Raw genomic sequence first — 14,265 nt, 5'->3', positions numbered from 1 at the left:
ACTCCGTCGTGCGGGGTCGTATCCGAGCCGCGCGATCCGACCGGCACCGGTCGGATCGGCGATCTCAGAAGATCAGCAGCAGGATGATGATGATCGGGATCGGAATGCCGATCATCCACAGCAATGCACCTTTCAGCATGACGCCTCTCCTTCTTCTGCGGCGGCAACAACCGTGGCCGTCGAGAAGTTCCGCGCCCGGGTCGGGGATGTCGCCGCGGCGCTCACCGCGGTTTCGCCCGCCCGGGAAATGCTCTAGAAGCGCGCGTTGAAGACGGCACGCAGAGCCGAGGAAAGCGCCTTCCACCGATGAGCGACACGATCGTCACCCGCTTCGCGCCGTCCCCGACGGGGTTCCTCCACATCGGCGGGGCGCGCACCGCGCTGTTCAACTGGCTGCTCGCCCGTCGGCACGGCGGCAGGATGCTCCTGCGCATCGAGGACACGGACCGCGAGCGCTCGACGGACGCGGCCATCGCCGCGATCCTCGACGGGCTCTCCTGGCTCGGGCTCGACTGGGACGGGGAGGCCGTGCACCAGTTCGCCCGCGCCGAGCGCCATCGCGAGGTCGCGCTCCAGCTGCTCGCCGAGGGTAAGGCGTACTACTGTTACGCGAGCCAGGACGAGCTCACCGAGATGCGCGAGCGCGCCAAGGCCGAGAAGCGCCCGCTGCGCTACGACGGCCGCTGGCGCGACCGCGACCCGTCGGAGGCACCGGCGGGCGTGAAGCCCGTCGTGCGCTTCAAGGCGCCGCTCGAGGGCGAGACCGTCGTCGAGGACCGGGTGCAGGGCAGGGTCACCTGGTCGAACAAGGAGCTCGACGACCTCGTGCTGCTGCGCTCGGACGGCACGCCCACCTACATGCTCGCGGTCGTCGTCGACGACCACGACATGGGCGTCACCCACATCGTGCGCGGCGACGACCACCTCACCAACGCGGCGCGCCAGAGCCAGATCTACCACGCGCTCGGCTGGGACGTGCCGGTGATGGCGCACATCCCGCTCATCCACGGCGCGGACGGGGCGAAGCTGTCGAAGCGCCACGGGGCGCTCGGCGTCGAGGCCTATCGTGCCATGGGCTATCTGCCGGAGGCGCTGCGCAACTATCTCGTGCGCCTCGGCTGGGCCCACGGCGACCAGGAGATCTTCACGACGCAGGAGATGATCGACGCCTTCGATCTGGGCGGCATCGGCCGCTCGGCGGCGCGGTTCGACTTCGTCAAGCTCGAGGCGCTCAACGGGCACTGGATGCGGCAGACGGACGACGTGCGGCTCGTCGACGCCCTCGAGACGATCCTCCCCGAGATCGGGCCCGAGCGCGGCCTCGGGCCCACGTTCCCGCCGGACCTGCGCGGGCGGCTCGTCGCTGCCATGCCGGGCTTGAAGGAGCGCGCGCGCACCCTCGTCGAGCTGCTCGACGGCGCCGCCTATCTCTGGCGCGCCCGCCCGCTCGCCATGGACGAGAAGGCGTCGAGGCTCCTCGACGGCGCGGCCCGCGCGCGGATCGCGGCGCTGGTGCCGCGGCTCGAGGCGCTCGAGCCCTTCGACGCCGAGACGACGGAGGCCGCCGTGCGCGCCTTCGCGGAGGAGACCGGCGTCAAGCTCGGCCAGGTCGCGCAGCCGCTGCGCGCCGCGCTGACCGGCACCACGACCTCCCCGCCGCTCTTCGACGTGATGGCGGTGCTCGGGCGCTCGGAGACGCTCGCGCGCCTGAGAGATCAGGAAAAACCCTGATATTTCGACACCAACGCGTGGTCCACGTTCGCGCGGCTGCCCAAAACCCCGCCTTTCGGCGCGCTTGAACGATGCGAGGGGATCGGTTAACCCGTCTGCACCTTCGCGTCAGCGACAGCCGCCGGAGGGGGTCCGCGATCGTCCCGGGGCTCTTCTCCGGCGCGAGCACGGCCCGCCTCTCGGAAGGCGTTCAGCATGAAAGGGCCAACGCGCATGAGCAGCACCACGAGCACCCTGCAGATGGACGGCAAGTCGGTCGAGCTGCCGGTGAAACCGGGCACGATCGGGCCGAGCGTCGTCGACATCTCGAAGCTCTACGCGCAGACCGGGGCGTTCACCTACGATCCCGGCTTCACCTCGACGGCCTCGTGCGAGTCGAGCATCACCTACATCGACGGCGACGAGGGCACGCTGCTCTACCGCGGCTACCCGATCGAGCAGCTCGCCGAGCACGGCGACTTCCTCGAGACCTGCTACCTGCTGCTCTACGGCGAGCTGCCGACCGCCGCGCAGAAGGCGGACTTCGACTATCGCGTGACGCGCCACACGATGGTCCACGAGCAGATGCAGCGCTTCTTCATGGGCTTCCGCCGCGACGCCCATCCGATGGCGATCATGGTCGGCTCGGTCGGCGCGCTCTCGGCGTTCTACCACGACTCGACCGACATCTCGGATGCGCAGCAGCGCATGATCGCCTCGATGCGCATGATCGCCAAGATCCCCACGCTGGCGGCGATGGCGTTCAAGTACTCGATCGGCCAGCCCTTCGTGTACCCGAAGAACGAGCTCGACTACGCCTCGAACTTCCTGCGCATGTGCTTCGCGGTGCCCTGCGAGGAGTACAAGGTCAATCCGATCCTGTCGCGCGCGCTCGACCGGATCTTCATCCTCCACGCCGACCACGAGCAGAACGCCTCGACCTCGACCGTGCGCCTCGCCGGCTCGTCGGGCGCCAACCCCTTCGCCTGCATCGCCGCGGGCGTCGCCTGCCTGTGGGGCCCCGCGCACGGGGGCGCCAACGAGGCGGCGCTGCGGATGCTCGAGGAGATCGGCACGCCCGACCGCATCCCCGAGTTCGTGGCCCGCGCCAAGGACAAGAACGACCCCTTCCGCCTGATGGGGTTCGGCCACCGGGTCTACAAGAACTACGACCCGCGCGCCAAGATCATGCAGAAGACCACCCACGAGGTGCTGAGTGAGCTCGGCATCAAGGACGACCCGCTGCTCGAGGTCGCGGTGGAACTCGAGCAGATCGCCCTGCGCGACGAGTACTTCGTCGAGAAGAAGCTCTATCCGAACATCGACTTCTACTCGGGCATCACGCTCAAGGCCATGGGCTTCCCCACGACCATGTTCACCGTGCTCTTCGCGGTGGCGCGTACGGTCGGCTGGATCGCGCAGTGGAAGGAGATGATCGAGGACCCCTCCCAGCGCATCGGCCGCCCGCGCCAGCTGTACGTCGGCGAGCCGCTGCGGGACTACACGCCGATCGCGCAGCGGGGGTGAGGCGACGAACGCCGCGGAGCGCCGCGACACGCGTCGAGGCCGGCGGGCTCGCGCCCGCCGGCCTCGTGCGCCGGAACGACCCCGCCCGCGGCGCGCGACGCCTCACGCGGGCATCGGCCGCGCCCGTTCGTCGAGGAGCGCCAGGGCGGTAATGTTGCAATCGCCGAGTGACGCCGCGATGGCGTCGTCGATCCGCGAGGCGGCGGCCGACGTCATCGGAACCGGGATTCCGGCCGCCCCGGCGAGGGCGAGCGCGTAGCCGAGATCCTTGGCGGCCAGTTCCAGGGGGAACAGTGGCGCGTGCGACCTCGCGAGCATCGCGGCGACGGCCCCCCGCAGCGCCGGGCTCGCCACGGGCGTGGCGAGGATCGCCGCCATCGCCCGCGGGGGATCGGACGCGACGGTCCGGAGCAGGGCGACGAGTTCCGCCGCCGCCGCCGTCTGGACCGCGAGGAGAGCGTTCACGGCGAGCTTCGCCGTGGCACCCGCGCCCGATGGGCCGGCGTGGACGGCCGCCGCGCCCATGGAGAGCAGGAGCGGCTCGGCGCGCGCCAGGTCCGCCGCCTCGCCGCCGACGAGGAAGACGAGCCCTCGCGCGTCGGCCTGAGGCCGTGATCCGGCGACCGGCGCGTCGAGCGCCGCGACGCCCGCGTCGCGGACGGCCGTCGCGAGCTCTCTCGCGAAACCGGGCGAGACGGTGGAGCAGTCGACGACGAGCGCACCGGTCGCGAGGCCCGCCAGCGCTCCGGTCTCGGGGGCGAGCCAGGCGGCGCGGCAGGCCTCGTCGTCGCGCAGCATCGAGATCGCGACGTCGGCGCCGGCGGCGGCGGCACGCGGCGTCGGCGCCACTACGGCACCCGCGCCGGCGAGCGGCGCGCAGCGTGCCGCGGTCCTGTTCCAGACGCGCAGGGGATGGCCCGCGGCCAGCAGCCGCGCCGCCATGCGCGAACCCATCTCGCCGAGCCCCAGGAACGCGATGGTCGCGACACCGCTCATGCCGTCGCCCTCCCCGGTGCGGTCCAGGCGACGGCGGGATCGGCCATGAAGCTCTCCTTGGGGGTGCGCGCGAGGTGGTTCGCGTAGTTGGAGATCGTCTTCGTGGCAACGATCAGGAGCACGTCGAGCGCTTCGGCGCGCGAATAGCCCGAGGCGAGGAGGCGCTCGAGCGCCGTACCCGCATGCCCGCGCTCGCGCACCACCGCCTCGGCGAAGGCCCGCAGCGCCTGGAGCTTCGGATCCGGGATCGGCGCGCCGGCGCGCAGCGCGGCGATCGCGGTGGCGTCGAGCCCCGCGGCCCCGGCCAGGTGGGTATGGCCGGCGACGCAGTACTCGCAGCCGTGGAACACGCTCACGGCGAGGTAGACGAGCTGCCGCTCCGGCGGCGGGAGCGCGGTCTTCTCCGCGAGCGCGAAGAGGACGTCGTAGGCTTCGAGCGTCGCGGGGCTCTCCGCGAGAACGCCGTGAAGGGACGGAACGAAGCCCCAGGCGCGTTTCGTGCTCTCGAGCAGCGGTCGCGCGCCGGGGGGCGCGGTCTCGATGGTGTGAACGGTGAAGTCGGTCATGACGGGATCTCCTGGGCCCCGGATGGTGCCCGTGCGAGGCTCACGCTAACCGGCTGATCTCGGGGATAAACCGGATGACGGGCGGCAGCTTCGTGCGTATCCTGCATGAATGGACCTGAGCACCCTCGACCACTTCGCTCGTGTCGCGCGGCACGGCAGCTTCGCTGCGGCCGCCCGTGAGCGCGAGGTCGATCCGTCGACCATTTCGCGCGCCGTCGCGGACCTCGAGGCGGAACTGGGTCTGCGCCTCTTCCAGCGCACCACCCGTCGCCTGTCGCTGACCGAGGCGGGTGTGTTGTACCTGTCTCGGGTCGAGCCGCTGCTGGACGAGCTCGCGCGCGCCCGAGACGAGGCGCTCGCCGCGACTCGCTCGGTGCGCGGCACGCTGCGGCTCACGGCGTCGACCGCCTTCGGCGAGCGCCGTATCGCCCCGCTCCTGGGCGCGTTCCGGGAGCGCCACCCGGAGCTGCGCGTCGAGTGCGTGTTCACGGACGCCAATCTCGATCTCGTCGCCGAGCGGATCGATCTCGCCGTCCGCTTGGCGCCGGCGGTGGAAGGCGACCTCGTCGCAGCCAGGCTGATGAGGACTCGGCACCGGGTCGTGGCGAGCCCCGCCTACATCGCCGCGAACGGAGGGCTCGCGTCGCCCGGGGATCTGGCGCGCCGACGGTGCGTCCTGCTCGACCTGCCCCCCTACCGCAGCCGCTGGCGCGTGCGGCATCGCTCAGGGACGGCCGAGGAGGAAGTGGACGTCGCCGGCGACGTCGTTCTCTCGCCGGCCGGTGCCGTTCGCGCCGCCGCGCTGCGCGCGCTGGGTCCCGCGCTGCTTCCGGACTGGCTCATCGGCGAGGACCTCGAAGCCGGCCGCCTCGTGGACCTGCTCCCGGAGCACGACGTGACCGCGACGACCTTCGACACCGCCGCATGGATCGTGTATCCGAGCCGCGCCTATCTGCCGCTCAAGGTCCGCGCCGCGATCGACTTCCTGCGCGAGCACGTCGCCGCGGATCGTCGCGCCGCCGGCCGCCGCCGAGCCCAGGTCGGCCGATGAGATGCGCTGCGTCCTTCCCGTGACCGACGCCGGGGCGGCGCCCGCCGTCGCTCGTCTCCGACGCCCGTCACCGTCCCAGAACCGCCTCCGGCAGCCCCGTCACGATCTCCGGCACGAGCCAGCAGATCGCGAGCCCCAGCGCCTGGAGCGCCACGAAGGCGGGGGCGGCGCGGTAGAGGTCGGCGAGCGTCACCGAGGGCGGGGCGACGGATTTGAGGTAGAACAGGTTGTAGCCGAAGGGCGGCGTCAGGTAGGCCATCTCCAGGTTGAGGATGACGAGGCCGCCGAAGAGGATCGGGTCGAAGCCGATCGCGGTGACGATGGGGATGAAGATCGGCATCGTCAGGAACAGGATGCCGATCGGATCCATGACGAAGCCCAGCGCGAACACGATTGCCATTATCACGAGCACGACCGCCGTCGGCGGCAGGTCGAGCCCCTCGACGAGGCCGCGGATGAAGGTCTCCCCGCCGGTGCCGGAATAGACCGCCACGAACAGGAGCGCGTTGATCGCGATCCACATCACCATGGCGGTCTGCCGGCCGGTCTCGAGCGCCATGGTCGCGAGGTCGCCGATCCGCAGGCGCCGCTGGAGCGCGGCGACGAGGAGGCTCGTCGCCGCGCCCATGGCGGCGGCCTCGGTGGGGCTCGCGAGGCCGGCGAACATCGAGCCGAGCACGGCGAGGACGACGACGATGGCCGGGACGACGCGCAGCGTCGCGACGAGCCGCTCGCGCCGCCCGACCTTCGCCCGCTCGGCCTTCGGCAGCGCCGGGGCGAGGCGCGGGTCGAGCCCGGCGCGCACCAGCACGTAGACGCAGAACAGCGCCGTCAGCAGCAGCCCGGGCCCGACGCCGGCGAGGAACATCTTGCCGATCGAGACGCCGGCGAGGCCGCTGTAGACGATGGCGATCAGGCTCGGCGGGATCAGCTGGCCGAGCGCCCCGCCCGCGAGGATGACGCCGAGCGCGATGCCCCGGTCGTAGCCCCGCTCCAGCATGGCCGGCAGCGCGAGCCGGCCCATCGCCATGACGCCGACCGCGCTCACGCCGGACATGGCCGCGATCCCCGCGCAGGCGAGCACGGTGCCGACCGCGAGCCCGCCGCGCAGCGCGCCCATCCACAGGTGCATGGCGGCGTAGAGGTCGTCGGCGATGCCGGCGCGGGCGAGCACGCTCGCCATGAACATGAAGAAGGGCAGCGCGATCAGCGTCTGGTTGGAGAGCGCGCCGGCGACTTGGCTCGACAGCAGGAAGGCCGAGAACGGTCCCCACTCCACGAAACCCACGACGATGGCGGCGATCCCGAGCGCGAAGGCGATCGGGACGCCGATCAGCACCGTCGCGAACAGGAGCCCGAACAGGACGAGGGTGAGCGCCGCGCCCTCCATCACGGCCCCCGCACGGCACGGCGCAGCTCCGCGACGACGATGGCGAGCGCCTGCAGCGCCATCAGCGCGATCGAGATCGCGACGATCACCCAGGAGGGCCAGATCGGCGGGTCCCAGGGCGTGCGCGTGCGCTCGAGCCGCGCGACGGCGTCGATGACGCGGGCGTGGACGATGACGCCGAGCACCACGAGATAGGCGAGCACGAGGAGGTGGGCGACGCCGTTCAGCGCCGCGCGCACCCGCGGCGGCACGATCTGGTGGAGGAGATCGACCTGCACGTGGGCGCGGGCCTTGAGCGCCTCCGCGCCGCACAGGAAGAACAGCGCGCCGAACAGGATCTGGGTCAGCTCACCCGCCCAGATCGTCGGCGCGCCGAAGGCGTAGCGCGCGCCCACCTCCCAGACGACGATCGCGATCATGGGCAGCACGAGCAGGCTCGCGAGGCGTCCGACGCGCGCGACGATCGCCTCGACGATGGTCTCGACGGCGGCCATGGCACGCCCCTCCCGTCGCGGGGGCTCAGTCGACGACCGCGTGGCCGAGCGAACGCAGGTAGTCGTTGCGCGAGGCGAAGGCGGCGGCGAAGGCCTCCGAGCGGGGCAGGTAGACCTCCTTCATCACCGCCACGCGCGTCTCCTCGACCCGGCGCATGTCGTCGGCGGACCAATCGAGGAAGGTCGCGCCGCCGTCCTCCATCTCGCGCATCAGCCGTGCCTCCTCGGCCCTCGCGGTGCGCCACCAGTCGAAGGCGGCCGCGCGCAGGGCGGCGTCGACGACCGCCTTCAGGTCGTCCGGCAGCGCCTCCCAGGCGTCGGCGTTGACGATCCAGTCCGAGGAGCCGCCGGCGGTGAAGGAGGGCAGCACCACGTAGGGGGCGACCTCCTGCCAGCCGAGGCCGTGGTGGATCGGCAGCGAGGTGAACTCCGCCCCCTCGATCACGCCGCGCTGGAGGCCGGTGTAGATCTCCTCGGCGGGCATCGAGACCACCGCTGCCCCGAGCCGGCTGAAGGCGTCGGCGGTCAACCCCGTGGAGCGGATCTTCACGCCCGCGAGATCGTCGAGGCCGGCGACGGGGTCGGTGAGCCAGAGCTGCTCGCCGAGCAGCGGCGAGACGCCGAGATAGTGCAGGCCGTGCTCCGCGAGCACCGGCCGCAACAGGTCCGCGCCGCCGCCGTCGTAGAACCAGCCGACGCCCTGGAGCGGGTCGTAGCCCGCCGCCCACTCGTTGATCCCGTAGAGCGCGGGCTCGCGGCCGACGTAGTAGACGAGATAGGTGTGGCCGAGCTCGAGCGCGCCGGCGCGCACCGCCTCCACCACCTCGGGCGACGGCACGAGCTGGCCCGCCGGGAACACGTCGATGCGCATGCGCCCGTCGGAGGCCTGTGCGACGCGGTCGGCGAAGTTGCGCACCAGGGCGTCGAGCTCGGTCGTGGCGGCCCCCGCGACGGTCTGCATGCGCCAGGCGACCTCGGCCGCGTCGGCGGGCGCGACGGAAGCGAGGGCGAGCGCGGCGGCGGCGGTGGCGGCGTAGAGACGGGCGCGCATGGCGAGATCCTCCGGGATGGCCGGTGGTGCCGTCCCGGGCGGGTCGGCGACGGGCCGGGCAGGGCGGCAGTTCGGGGACGCCGTCGGGAACCGCTGTCGCGGAACCCCGGGCGGCTCCGGTTCGAAAGCCGATCACGAAATCCCCGTGTGAGCAACTCTTGATAGATTCAGGGGCCGCCCCAGCAGTGTTTCGTAGGTGCTCGCAGCGATGCTGGATGGCGTTCATCCGCGAAACGCCGCAGCGCGCGTGTGAGGCACCGATGCCGCACCGCAGCGAAAAGGAGCCCGAACGTGGGTTTCCGTGCTTGACAACCTGTCGCAGGTGGCGCAAATGAACCCTCGTTCAGTCGCGATGAATGAGCGTTCATTCAATCTTGACCATAGCGGCTGCGGGCGCGGCGGGCGGTGGCCCGCGGGAACGGACTCTCGGATCGGAATCACGCCATCATGGACGACCAGCCCCCCGGCACGAGCGCACCGACCGTTCCACCCGTCGCCCCGCCCCTCGCCCCGCCCCTCGCCCCGCCCTTCGCCAACGACCGGCGTGCCGCCATCCTGGACGCCGCGGAGCTGTGCTTCGCCCGCACCGGCTTCCATCGCACGACGATGCAGGACATCGCCGCCGCCGCCGGGATGTCGGTGGGCAACCTCTACCGCTACTTCGCCAGCAAGGACGCGGTCATCGTCGCGCTCGGCGAGCGCGACCGCACCGAGGTGGCGCGCGACTTCGCGACGCTCGACGACGCGCAGGACTTCCTCGCCGCGTTCCGCGCCATCGGCGACAAGCACCTGCGGGCCATGCCCGCGACGCGTTCGGCGATCTGCCTCGAGATCTGGGCGGAGGCGACCCGCAACGCCGTCTTCGCGGAGATCACCCGCGCCTTCGAGACCGAGGTGACCGGCCGCCTGGAGCGCGCCTTCGCGCTGGCGCAGGCGCGCGGGGCGATCCGCTCCAAGGCCCATCCGCGGGCGCTGGCGATCACCATCGGCACGCTCGCCGACGGGCTCTTCGTGCGCCGCGCGGTCTCGCAATCCTTCGACGCGGGTGCCGAGATCGACCGCGTCATGGCGCTCGTCGGCGCCATCCTCCACGGTGCCATCGACGACGCCGCGACCGCATCCGAGCCCGGGCCGGAGCGCCCGGCGACGTCCCCCGAGGTCACCCGATGAACGCCTCCCGCATCGCATCGATCGCCATCGTCATCGGCGCCGTCGCCTGGGTGGCGTCCGGCCAGGCCGTGGTCACCGCGCTCCTCGGCGAGCCGCAGGCGGCCGTCGCCGCCGCGCCGCAGGCCGAGGACGGCGCCGCCGAGCGCCAGGACCTCTTCGCCGTCGCGGTCCACCGCGTGCCCGTGGTGGAGCACGCCCGCACCATCACGCTCTCGGGCTTCACCCGCGCCGACCGGCGCGCCACCGCCGTCACCCGCGCCCAGGGCACCGTGGTCGAGCTCGCCGTGCGCCGCGGCACCGAGGTCGCGGAGGGCGACGTCGTCGCCGTCCTCTCCGACGAGGCCCGGGAGGCGCAGGTCGTCCAGGCCCGCGCGCGGCTCGAGCAGCGTATCGCCGAGGCCGAGGCGCGCATGCGCCTCATCGAGAACGGCACGCTCCCCGCGCTCCAGCGCCCGGAGATCGAGGCGGACCTGAAGAGTGCCGAGGCGGCGCTCGCGCAGGCCGAGGCCGAGGCCGCCCGCGGCTTCGTGCGCGCGCCGATCGCCGGCGTCGTCGACGCCGTTCCCGCCGAGCTCGGCCAGGCGCTCCAGGTCGGCGATCCGGTCGCGGAGATCATCGCCCTCGACCCGATGCTCGTCGTCGTCGAGATCGCAGAGCGCCAGCTCGGCGGCGTGCGCCCGGGCGATCGTGCCGAGGTGCGGCTCGTCACCGGCCAGACGGCGCGGGGCGAGGTGCGCTTCGTCTCGAACCGTGCCTCGGAAGGCACGCGCACCTACCGCGTCGAGATCGGCATCGACAACGCCGACGGCGCGATCGCCGACGGAATCACCGCCGAGGCGGCGCTCGCGCTCGCCGCCGTCCCCGCGGCCGAGATCCCGCGCTCGGCGCTCACCTTCTCGAGCGAGGGCACGCTCGGCGTGCGGATCGTCGATGCGAACGAGCGCGTCGCCTTCGTCCCGGTCGCCCTCGTCGAGGACGGCCGCGAGACGCTGTGGGTTTCCGGCATCCCCGACGGCGCGGCGGTGATCGTGCAGGGCCAGGACTTCGTCGTCGAGGGCCAGCACGTCGCGCCGGTCCCCTTCGCGCTCGCCGCCGCCGCGCGCCGCTGATCGGCCGCGCGGGCACTCTCGAGACTGGAGCCCGGCGTCGAGCCGGGGAATCCCATGGGCAGAATCGTCGACTACGCCATTTCGCACGCGCGCCTGACGCTGGCGATCCTGGCCTTCGTCCTGATCGCGGGCTTCGTCGCCTACCAGGAGATCCCCAAGGAGGCCGAGCCGGATGTCCAGGTCCCGCTCGTCTACGTGGGCCTGAACCAGCGCGGCATCTCGCCGGAGGATGCCGAGCGGCTGCTACTGCGCCCCATGGAGACGAGGCTCAAGTCGGTCGAGAGCGTCAAGGAGATGCGCTCGGCCGCCTACGAGGGCGGTGGCTTCGTGCTGCTCGAGTTCGAGGCGGGATTCGACGGCGACGCGGCGCTCGCCGACGTGCGCGCCAAGGTCGACACCGCCCGCAGCGAGCTGCCGCGCGACGCCGACGAGCCGACGGTGGAGGAGGTCAACCTCTCGCTCTTCCCCGTGCTCGTCGTGGGGCTCGGCGGCGACATCCCCGAGCGCACGCTGCTGCGGCTCGCGCGCGACGCGGAGACCGCGATCGAGCAGGTGCCGGGCGTGCTCTCGGCGGAGCTGCGCGGCGGGCGCGACGAGGTCGTCGAGATCATCGCCGAGCCGATGCTGCTGCGCTCCTACGGGCTCGACCTCACCGACGTGATCAACGCCTTCAACGCGGGCAACAGCCTCGTCGCCGCCGGCGCGCTCGAGGGCGCCACCGGCCGCTTCGCGGTGAAGGTGCCGGCGCTCATCGAGAACGCCCAGGACATCCTCGACTTCCCCATCGCCGCGAGCGGGGACGCGGTGGTGCGGCTCGGCGACGTCGCCGAGGTGCGCCCGACCTTCAAGGACGCCGAATCGATCACGCGCATCAACGGCAAGCCCGCGATCGTGCTCGAGGTCTCCAAGCGCGCCGGCGCGAACCTGATCGAGACGGTCGACGCCGTGAAGACCGCCGTCGAGGCCCTGCGGCAGACCTGGCCGGCGACGGTCGAGATCACCTTCTCGCAGGACAAGTCCGGCGAGATCCGCACGATGCTCCACGAGCTGCAGAACTCCGTCGTCACCGCGGTGCTGCTCGTCATCGTGATCATGCTCTACACGCTGGGCGCGCGGGCCTCGATCTTCATCGGCATCGCCATCCCGGGCGCCTTCCTGGCGGGCATCCTCGCGCTCCATCTCGCGGGGCTCACCGTCAACATCGTCGTCCTGTTCTCGCTCATCCTCGCCGTTGGCATGCTCGTCGACGACGCGATCATCGTCTCGGAATTCGCCGAGCGGCGCATGAGCGAGGGCATGGCCGCCGCGGATGCCTACGCGCTCGCCGCCAAGCGCATGGCGGGGCCGGTGATCGCGGCGACGGCGACGCGCGTCGCCGCCTTCTCGCCGCTCCTGTTCTGGCCGGGCATCGTCGGCGAGTTCATGATGTACATGCCGCTGACGCTGATCGCCACGCTCTCGGCGTCGCTGATCATCGCGCTGATCTTCACCCCGACGCTGGGCGCGCTCCTCGCCAAGCCGCCGAAGGAGACCCACGAGGAAGGGCACCTGCCGGAGCGCGGCGCCTATCTCGGCCTCATCCGCCTCGTCACGCGCCATCCGCTGGTGACGATCGTGCTCACGATCGCGCTCCTCGTGTCGGTGGTGCAGACCTACGGGCGCTACGGCAACGGCGTCGAGTTCTTCCCCGACGTCGAGCCCGAGTTCGCCCTCGTCCAGGTCCGGGCGCGGGGCAACCTCGCCATCGCCGAGAAGGACGCGCTGGTGCGCGCCGTCGAGCAGCGGCTGCTCGGCATGGACGAGCTCGAAACCGTCTACGCCCGCGTCGGCTCCGGCCAGCGCGGCTCGCAGGAGGTGACCGAGGACACGGTCGGCACGGTCCAGTTCGAGCTCGTCGACTGGCGCGAGCGCCGCTCCGCGTCCGAGATCATGGCCGACATCCGCGGACGCACGGCCGACATCCCCGGTGCGATCATCGAGGTGACGAAGCCCGCCGCCGGTCCCCCGACCGGCAAGCCGATCACGATCGAGGTGGGGTCGATCGACCCCGCGCGCCTGTTCCCGGCGGCGCAGCGCGTGGCCGAGATGCTGCGCGCGATCCCCGACGCGCGGGACGTCGACGACGGCCTGCCGCTGCCCGGCGTCGACTGGACGCTCGAGGTCGACAAGGCCGAGGCCGCCCGCTACGGCGCCAACGCGCTCACCGTCGGCAATGTGGTGCAGCTCGTCACCAACGGGCTCAAGGTCACGGAATACCGACCCAACGACACCGACACGTCGGTCGACGTGCTGGTCCGCTTCCCGGAGGAGCGGCGTTCGCTCGACCAGCTCGACGAGCTGCGGGTCAACACGCCCGCGGGCTCGGTGCCGATCGCCAACTTCGTCACCCGCGAGCCGGTGGAGCGGGTGGGGCTGATCAACCGCGTCGACGGGCGCCGCGTCGTCACCGTCACCGCGAACGTCGCCGAGGGCGTGCAGTCCGCCGCGGTCCAGGCCGCCGTGGACGCCGAGCTCGCCGGCCTCGACCTCGGGCCGGGCATCACCTGGCGCATGAAGGGCGAGGACGAGGAGCGCGAGAAGGCGAGCGCCTTCCTCGTCACCGCCTTCGGCGCCGCGTTGTTCCTGATCTTCGCGATCCTGCTCGCACAGTTCAACAAGTTCACGAGCGTGCTGATCACGCTGTCGGCGGTGATCATGTCGACGATCGGCGTGCTGATCGGGCTCATGGTCATGGGCCAGGCCTTCGGCGTGGTCATGACCGGCATCGGCGTCATCGCCAACGCGGGCGTGATCGTGAACAACAACATCGTGCTCATCGACACCTACGACCGGCTGCGTCGCGAGGGCGTCGAGGCCAGGCTCGCGATCCTGCGCACCTGCCACGAGCGTGCCCGCCCGGTGCTGCTCACCGCCGTCACCGCCGTGCTCGGCGTGCTCGGCATCGCCTTCGGCGTGAACATCGACTTCGTGCACCGCGCGATCGACGTCGGCGCGCCCTCCACGCAATGGTGGGTCCAGCTCTCCACCGCGATCGTGTTCGGCCTGTCCTTCGCGACGATGCTGACGCTCGTCGTCACGCCCGCCATGCTGATGGCGCTGGCCGACCTCTCCGCCTGGAACGCCCGGCGCCGGGCGCGGCGGGCGGAGCGTCGGGCCCTGCGGGAGGCGGCGCGGGTCGCGGCGGCGACGCCGGCCGAATGA

General features: G+C 71.9%; 12 protein-coding genes. 6 read left to right on the top strand and 6 right to left on the bottom strand.

Going from position 1 to position 14,265, the window contains the following annotated elements:
• Nucleotides 1–64: 64 nt before the first annotated feature.
• Nucleotides 65–304 (bottom strand): hypothetical protein, encoded by a 240-nt coding sequence (locus AB9M23_RS07280; protein WP_372423825.1) that lies wholly within the window; start codon nucleotides 302–304, stop codon nucleotides 65–67.
• 2 nt (nucleotides 305–306) lie between these two features.
• On the opposite strand from AB9M23_RS07280, the gene gltX reads away from it, so the two are divergent.
• Both gltX and gltA read left to right on the top strand, forming a co-directional pair.
• Nucleotides 307–1,731 carry a glutamate--tRNA ligase gene (gltX, locus tag AB9M23_RS07275; RefSeq protein WP_372423824.1) on the top strand — a complete coding sequence of 475 codons (1,425 nt, stop codon included), beginning with the start codon at nucleotides 307–309 and terminating at the stop codon, nucleotides 1,729–1,731.
• Between the two features lie 213 nt (nucleotides 1,732–1,944).
• Nucleotides 1,945–3,237, top strand: a complete 1,293-nt coding sequence (gene gltA, locus AB9M23_RS07270; RefSeq protein WP_372423822.1) for a citrate synthase — start codon at nucleotides 1,945–1,947, stop codon at nucleotides 3,235–3,237.
• Between the two features lie 102 nt (nucleotides 3,238–3,339).
• On the opposite strand, the gene AB9M23_RS07265 is transcribed toward gltA, so the two are convergent.
• A complete protein-coding gene (locus tag AB9M23_RS07265) occupies nucleotides 3,340–4,233 on the bottom strand; it encodes an NAD(P)-dependent oxidoreductase (protein WP_372423821.1) in 894 nt (297 codons plus the stop codon).
• Complete coding sequence (locus AB9M23_RS07260) at nucleotides 4,230–4,799, bottom strand: carboxymuconolactone decarboxylase family protein (RefSeq protein ID WP_372423819.1); 570 nt, start codon at nucleotides 4,797–4,799, stop codon at nucleotides 4,230–4,232. Before AB9M23_RS07260 ends, AB9M23_RS07265 begins: the two co-directional genes overlap by 4 nt.
• 109 nt (nucleotides 4,800–4,908) lie before the next feature.
• Here AB9M23_RS07260 and AB9M23_RS07255 point away from each other — a divergent pair, with 109 nt between their 5' ends.
• Nucleotides 4,909–5,850, top strand: coding sequence for a LysR family transcriptional regulator (locus AB9M23_RS07255; RefSeq protein WP_372423818.1), 942 nt, complete (start codon nucleotides 4,909–4,911; stop codon nucleotides 5,848–5,850).
• 67 nt (nucleotides 5,851–5,917) lie between these two features.
• On the opposite strand, the gene AB9M23_RS07250 is transcribed toward AB9M23_RS07255, so the two are convergent.
• From AB9M23_RS07250 to dctP, 3 genes are read right to left on the bottom strand one after another with little or no spacing between them, the layout of a single operon-like run.
• Complete coding sequence (locus tag AB9M23_RS07250; RefSeq protein WP_372424214.1) at nucleotides 5,918–7,240, bottom strand: TRAP transporter large permease; 1,323 nt, start codon at nucleotides 7,238–7,240, stop codon at nucleotides 5,918–5,920.
• A complete protein-coding gene (locus tag AB9M23_RS07245; RefSeq protein WP_372423816.1) occupies nucleotides 7,240–7,734 on the bottom strand; it encodes a TRAP transporter small permease subunit in 495 nt (164 codons plus the stop codon). Before AB9M23_RS07245 ends, AB9M23_RS07250 begins: the two co-directional genes overlap by 1 nt.
• 25 nt (nucleotides 7,735–7,759) lie before the next feature.
• Nucleotides 7,760–8,785 (bottom strand): TRAP transporter substrate-binding protein DctP, encoded by a 1,026-nt coding sequence (gene dctP, locus AB9M23_RS07240; protein ID WP_372423814.1) that lies wholly within the window; start codon nucleotides 8,783–8,785, stop codon nucleotides 7,760–7,762.
• A gap of 447 nt (nucleotides 8,786–9,232) precedes the next feature.
• Between dctP and AB9M23_RS07235 the strand changes: the two genes are divergently transcribed.
• The 3 genes from AB9M23_RS07235 to AB9M23_RS07225 are packed head-to-tail and all read left to right on the top strand — an operon-like array spanning nucleotide 9,233 to nucleotide 14,265.
• Nucleotides 9,233–9,955 carry a TetR/AcrR family transcriptional regulator gene (locus AB9M23_RS07235; RefSeq protein WP_372423812.1) on the top strand — a complete coding sequence of 241 codons (723 nt, stop codon included), beginning with the start codon at nucleotides 9,233–9,235 and terminating at the stop codon, nucleotides 9,953–9,955.
• The gene (locus tag AB9M23_RS07230; RefSeq protein WP_372423810.1) at nucleotides 9,952–11,064 is read left to right on the top strand and encodes an efflux RND transporter periplasmic adaptor subunit; all 1,113 of its coding nucleotides are present in this window, start codon (nucleotides 9,952–9,954) and stop codon (nucleotides 11,062–11,064) included. The genes AB9M23_RS07235 and AB9M23_RS07230 overlap by 4 nt, the downstream gene beginning before the upstream one ends.
• A 54-nt stretch (nucleotides 11,065–11,118) precedes the next feature.
• Nucleotides 11,119–14,265: an efflux RND transporter permease subunit gene (locus tag AB9M23_RS07225; protein WP_372423808.1), complete on the top strand. Its 3,147-nt coding sequence runs from the start codon at nucleotides 11,119–11,121 to the stop codon at nucleotides 14,263–14,265.

Source organism: Salinarimonas chemoclinalis (assembly GCF_041514305.1).
In the GTDB taxonomy this organism is placed as follows: Bacteria; Pseudomonadota; Alphaproteobacteria; order Rhizobiales; family Beijerinckiaceae; genus Salinarimonas; species Salinarimonas chemoclinalis.
Note: the sequence above shows the minus strand (reverse complement) of the source record. Positions and strands in the feature narration are given on the sequence as shown.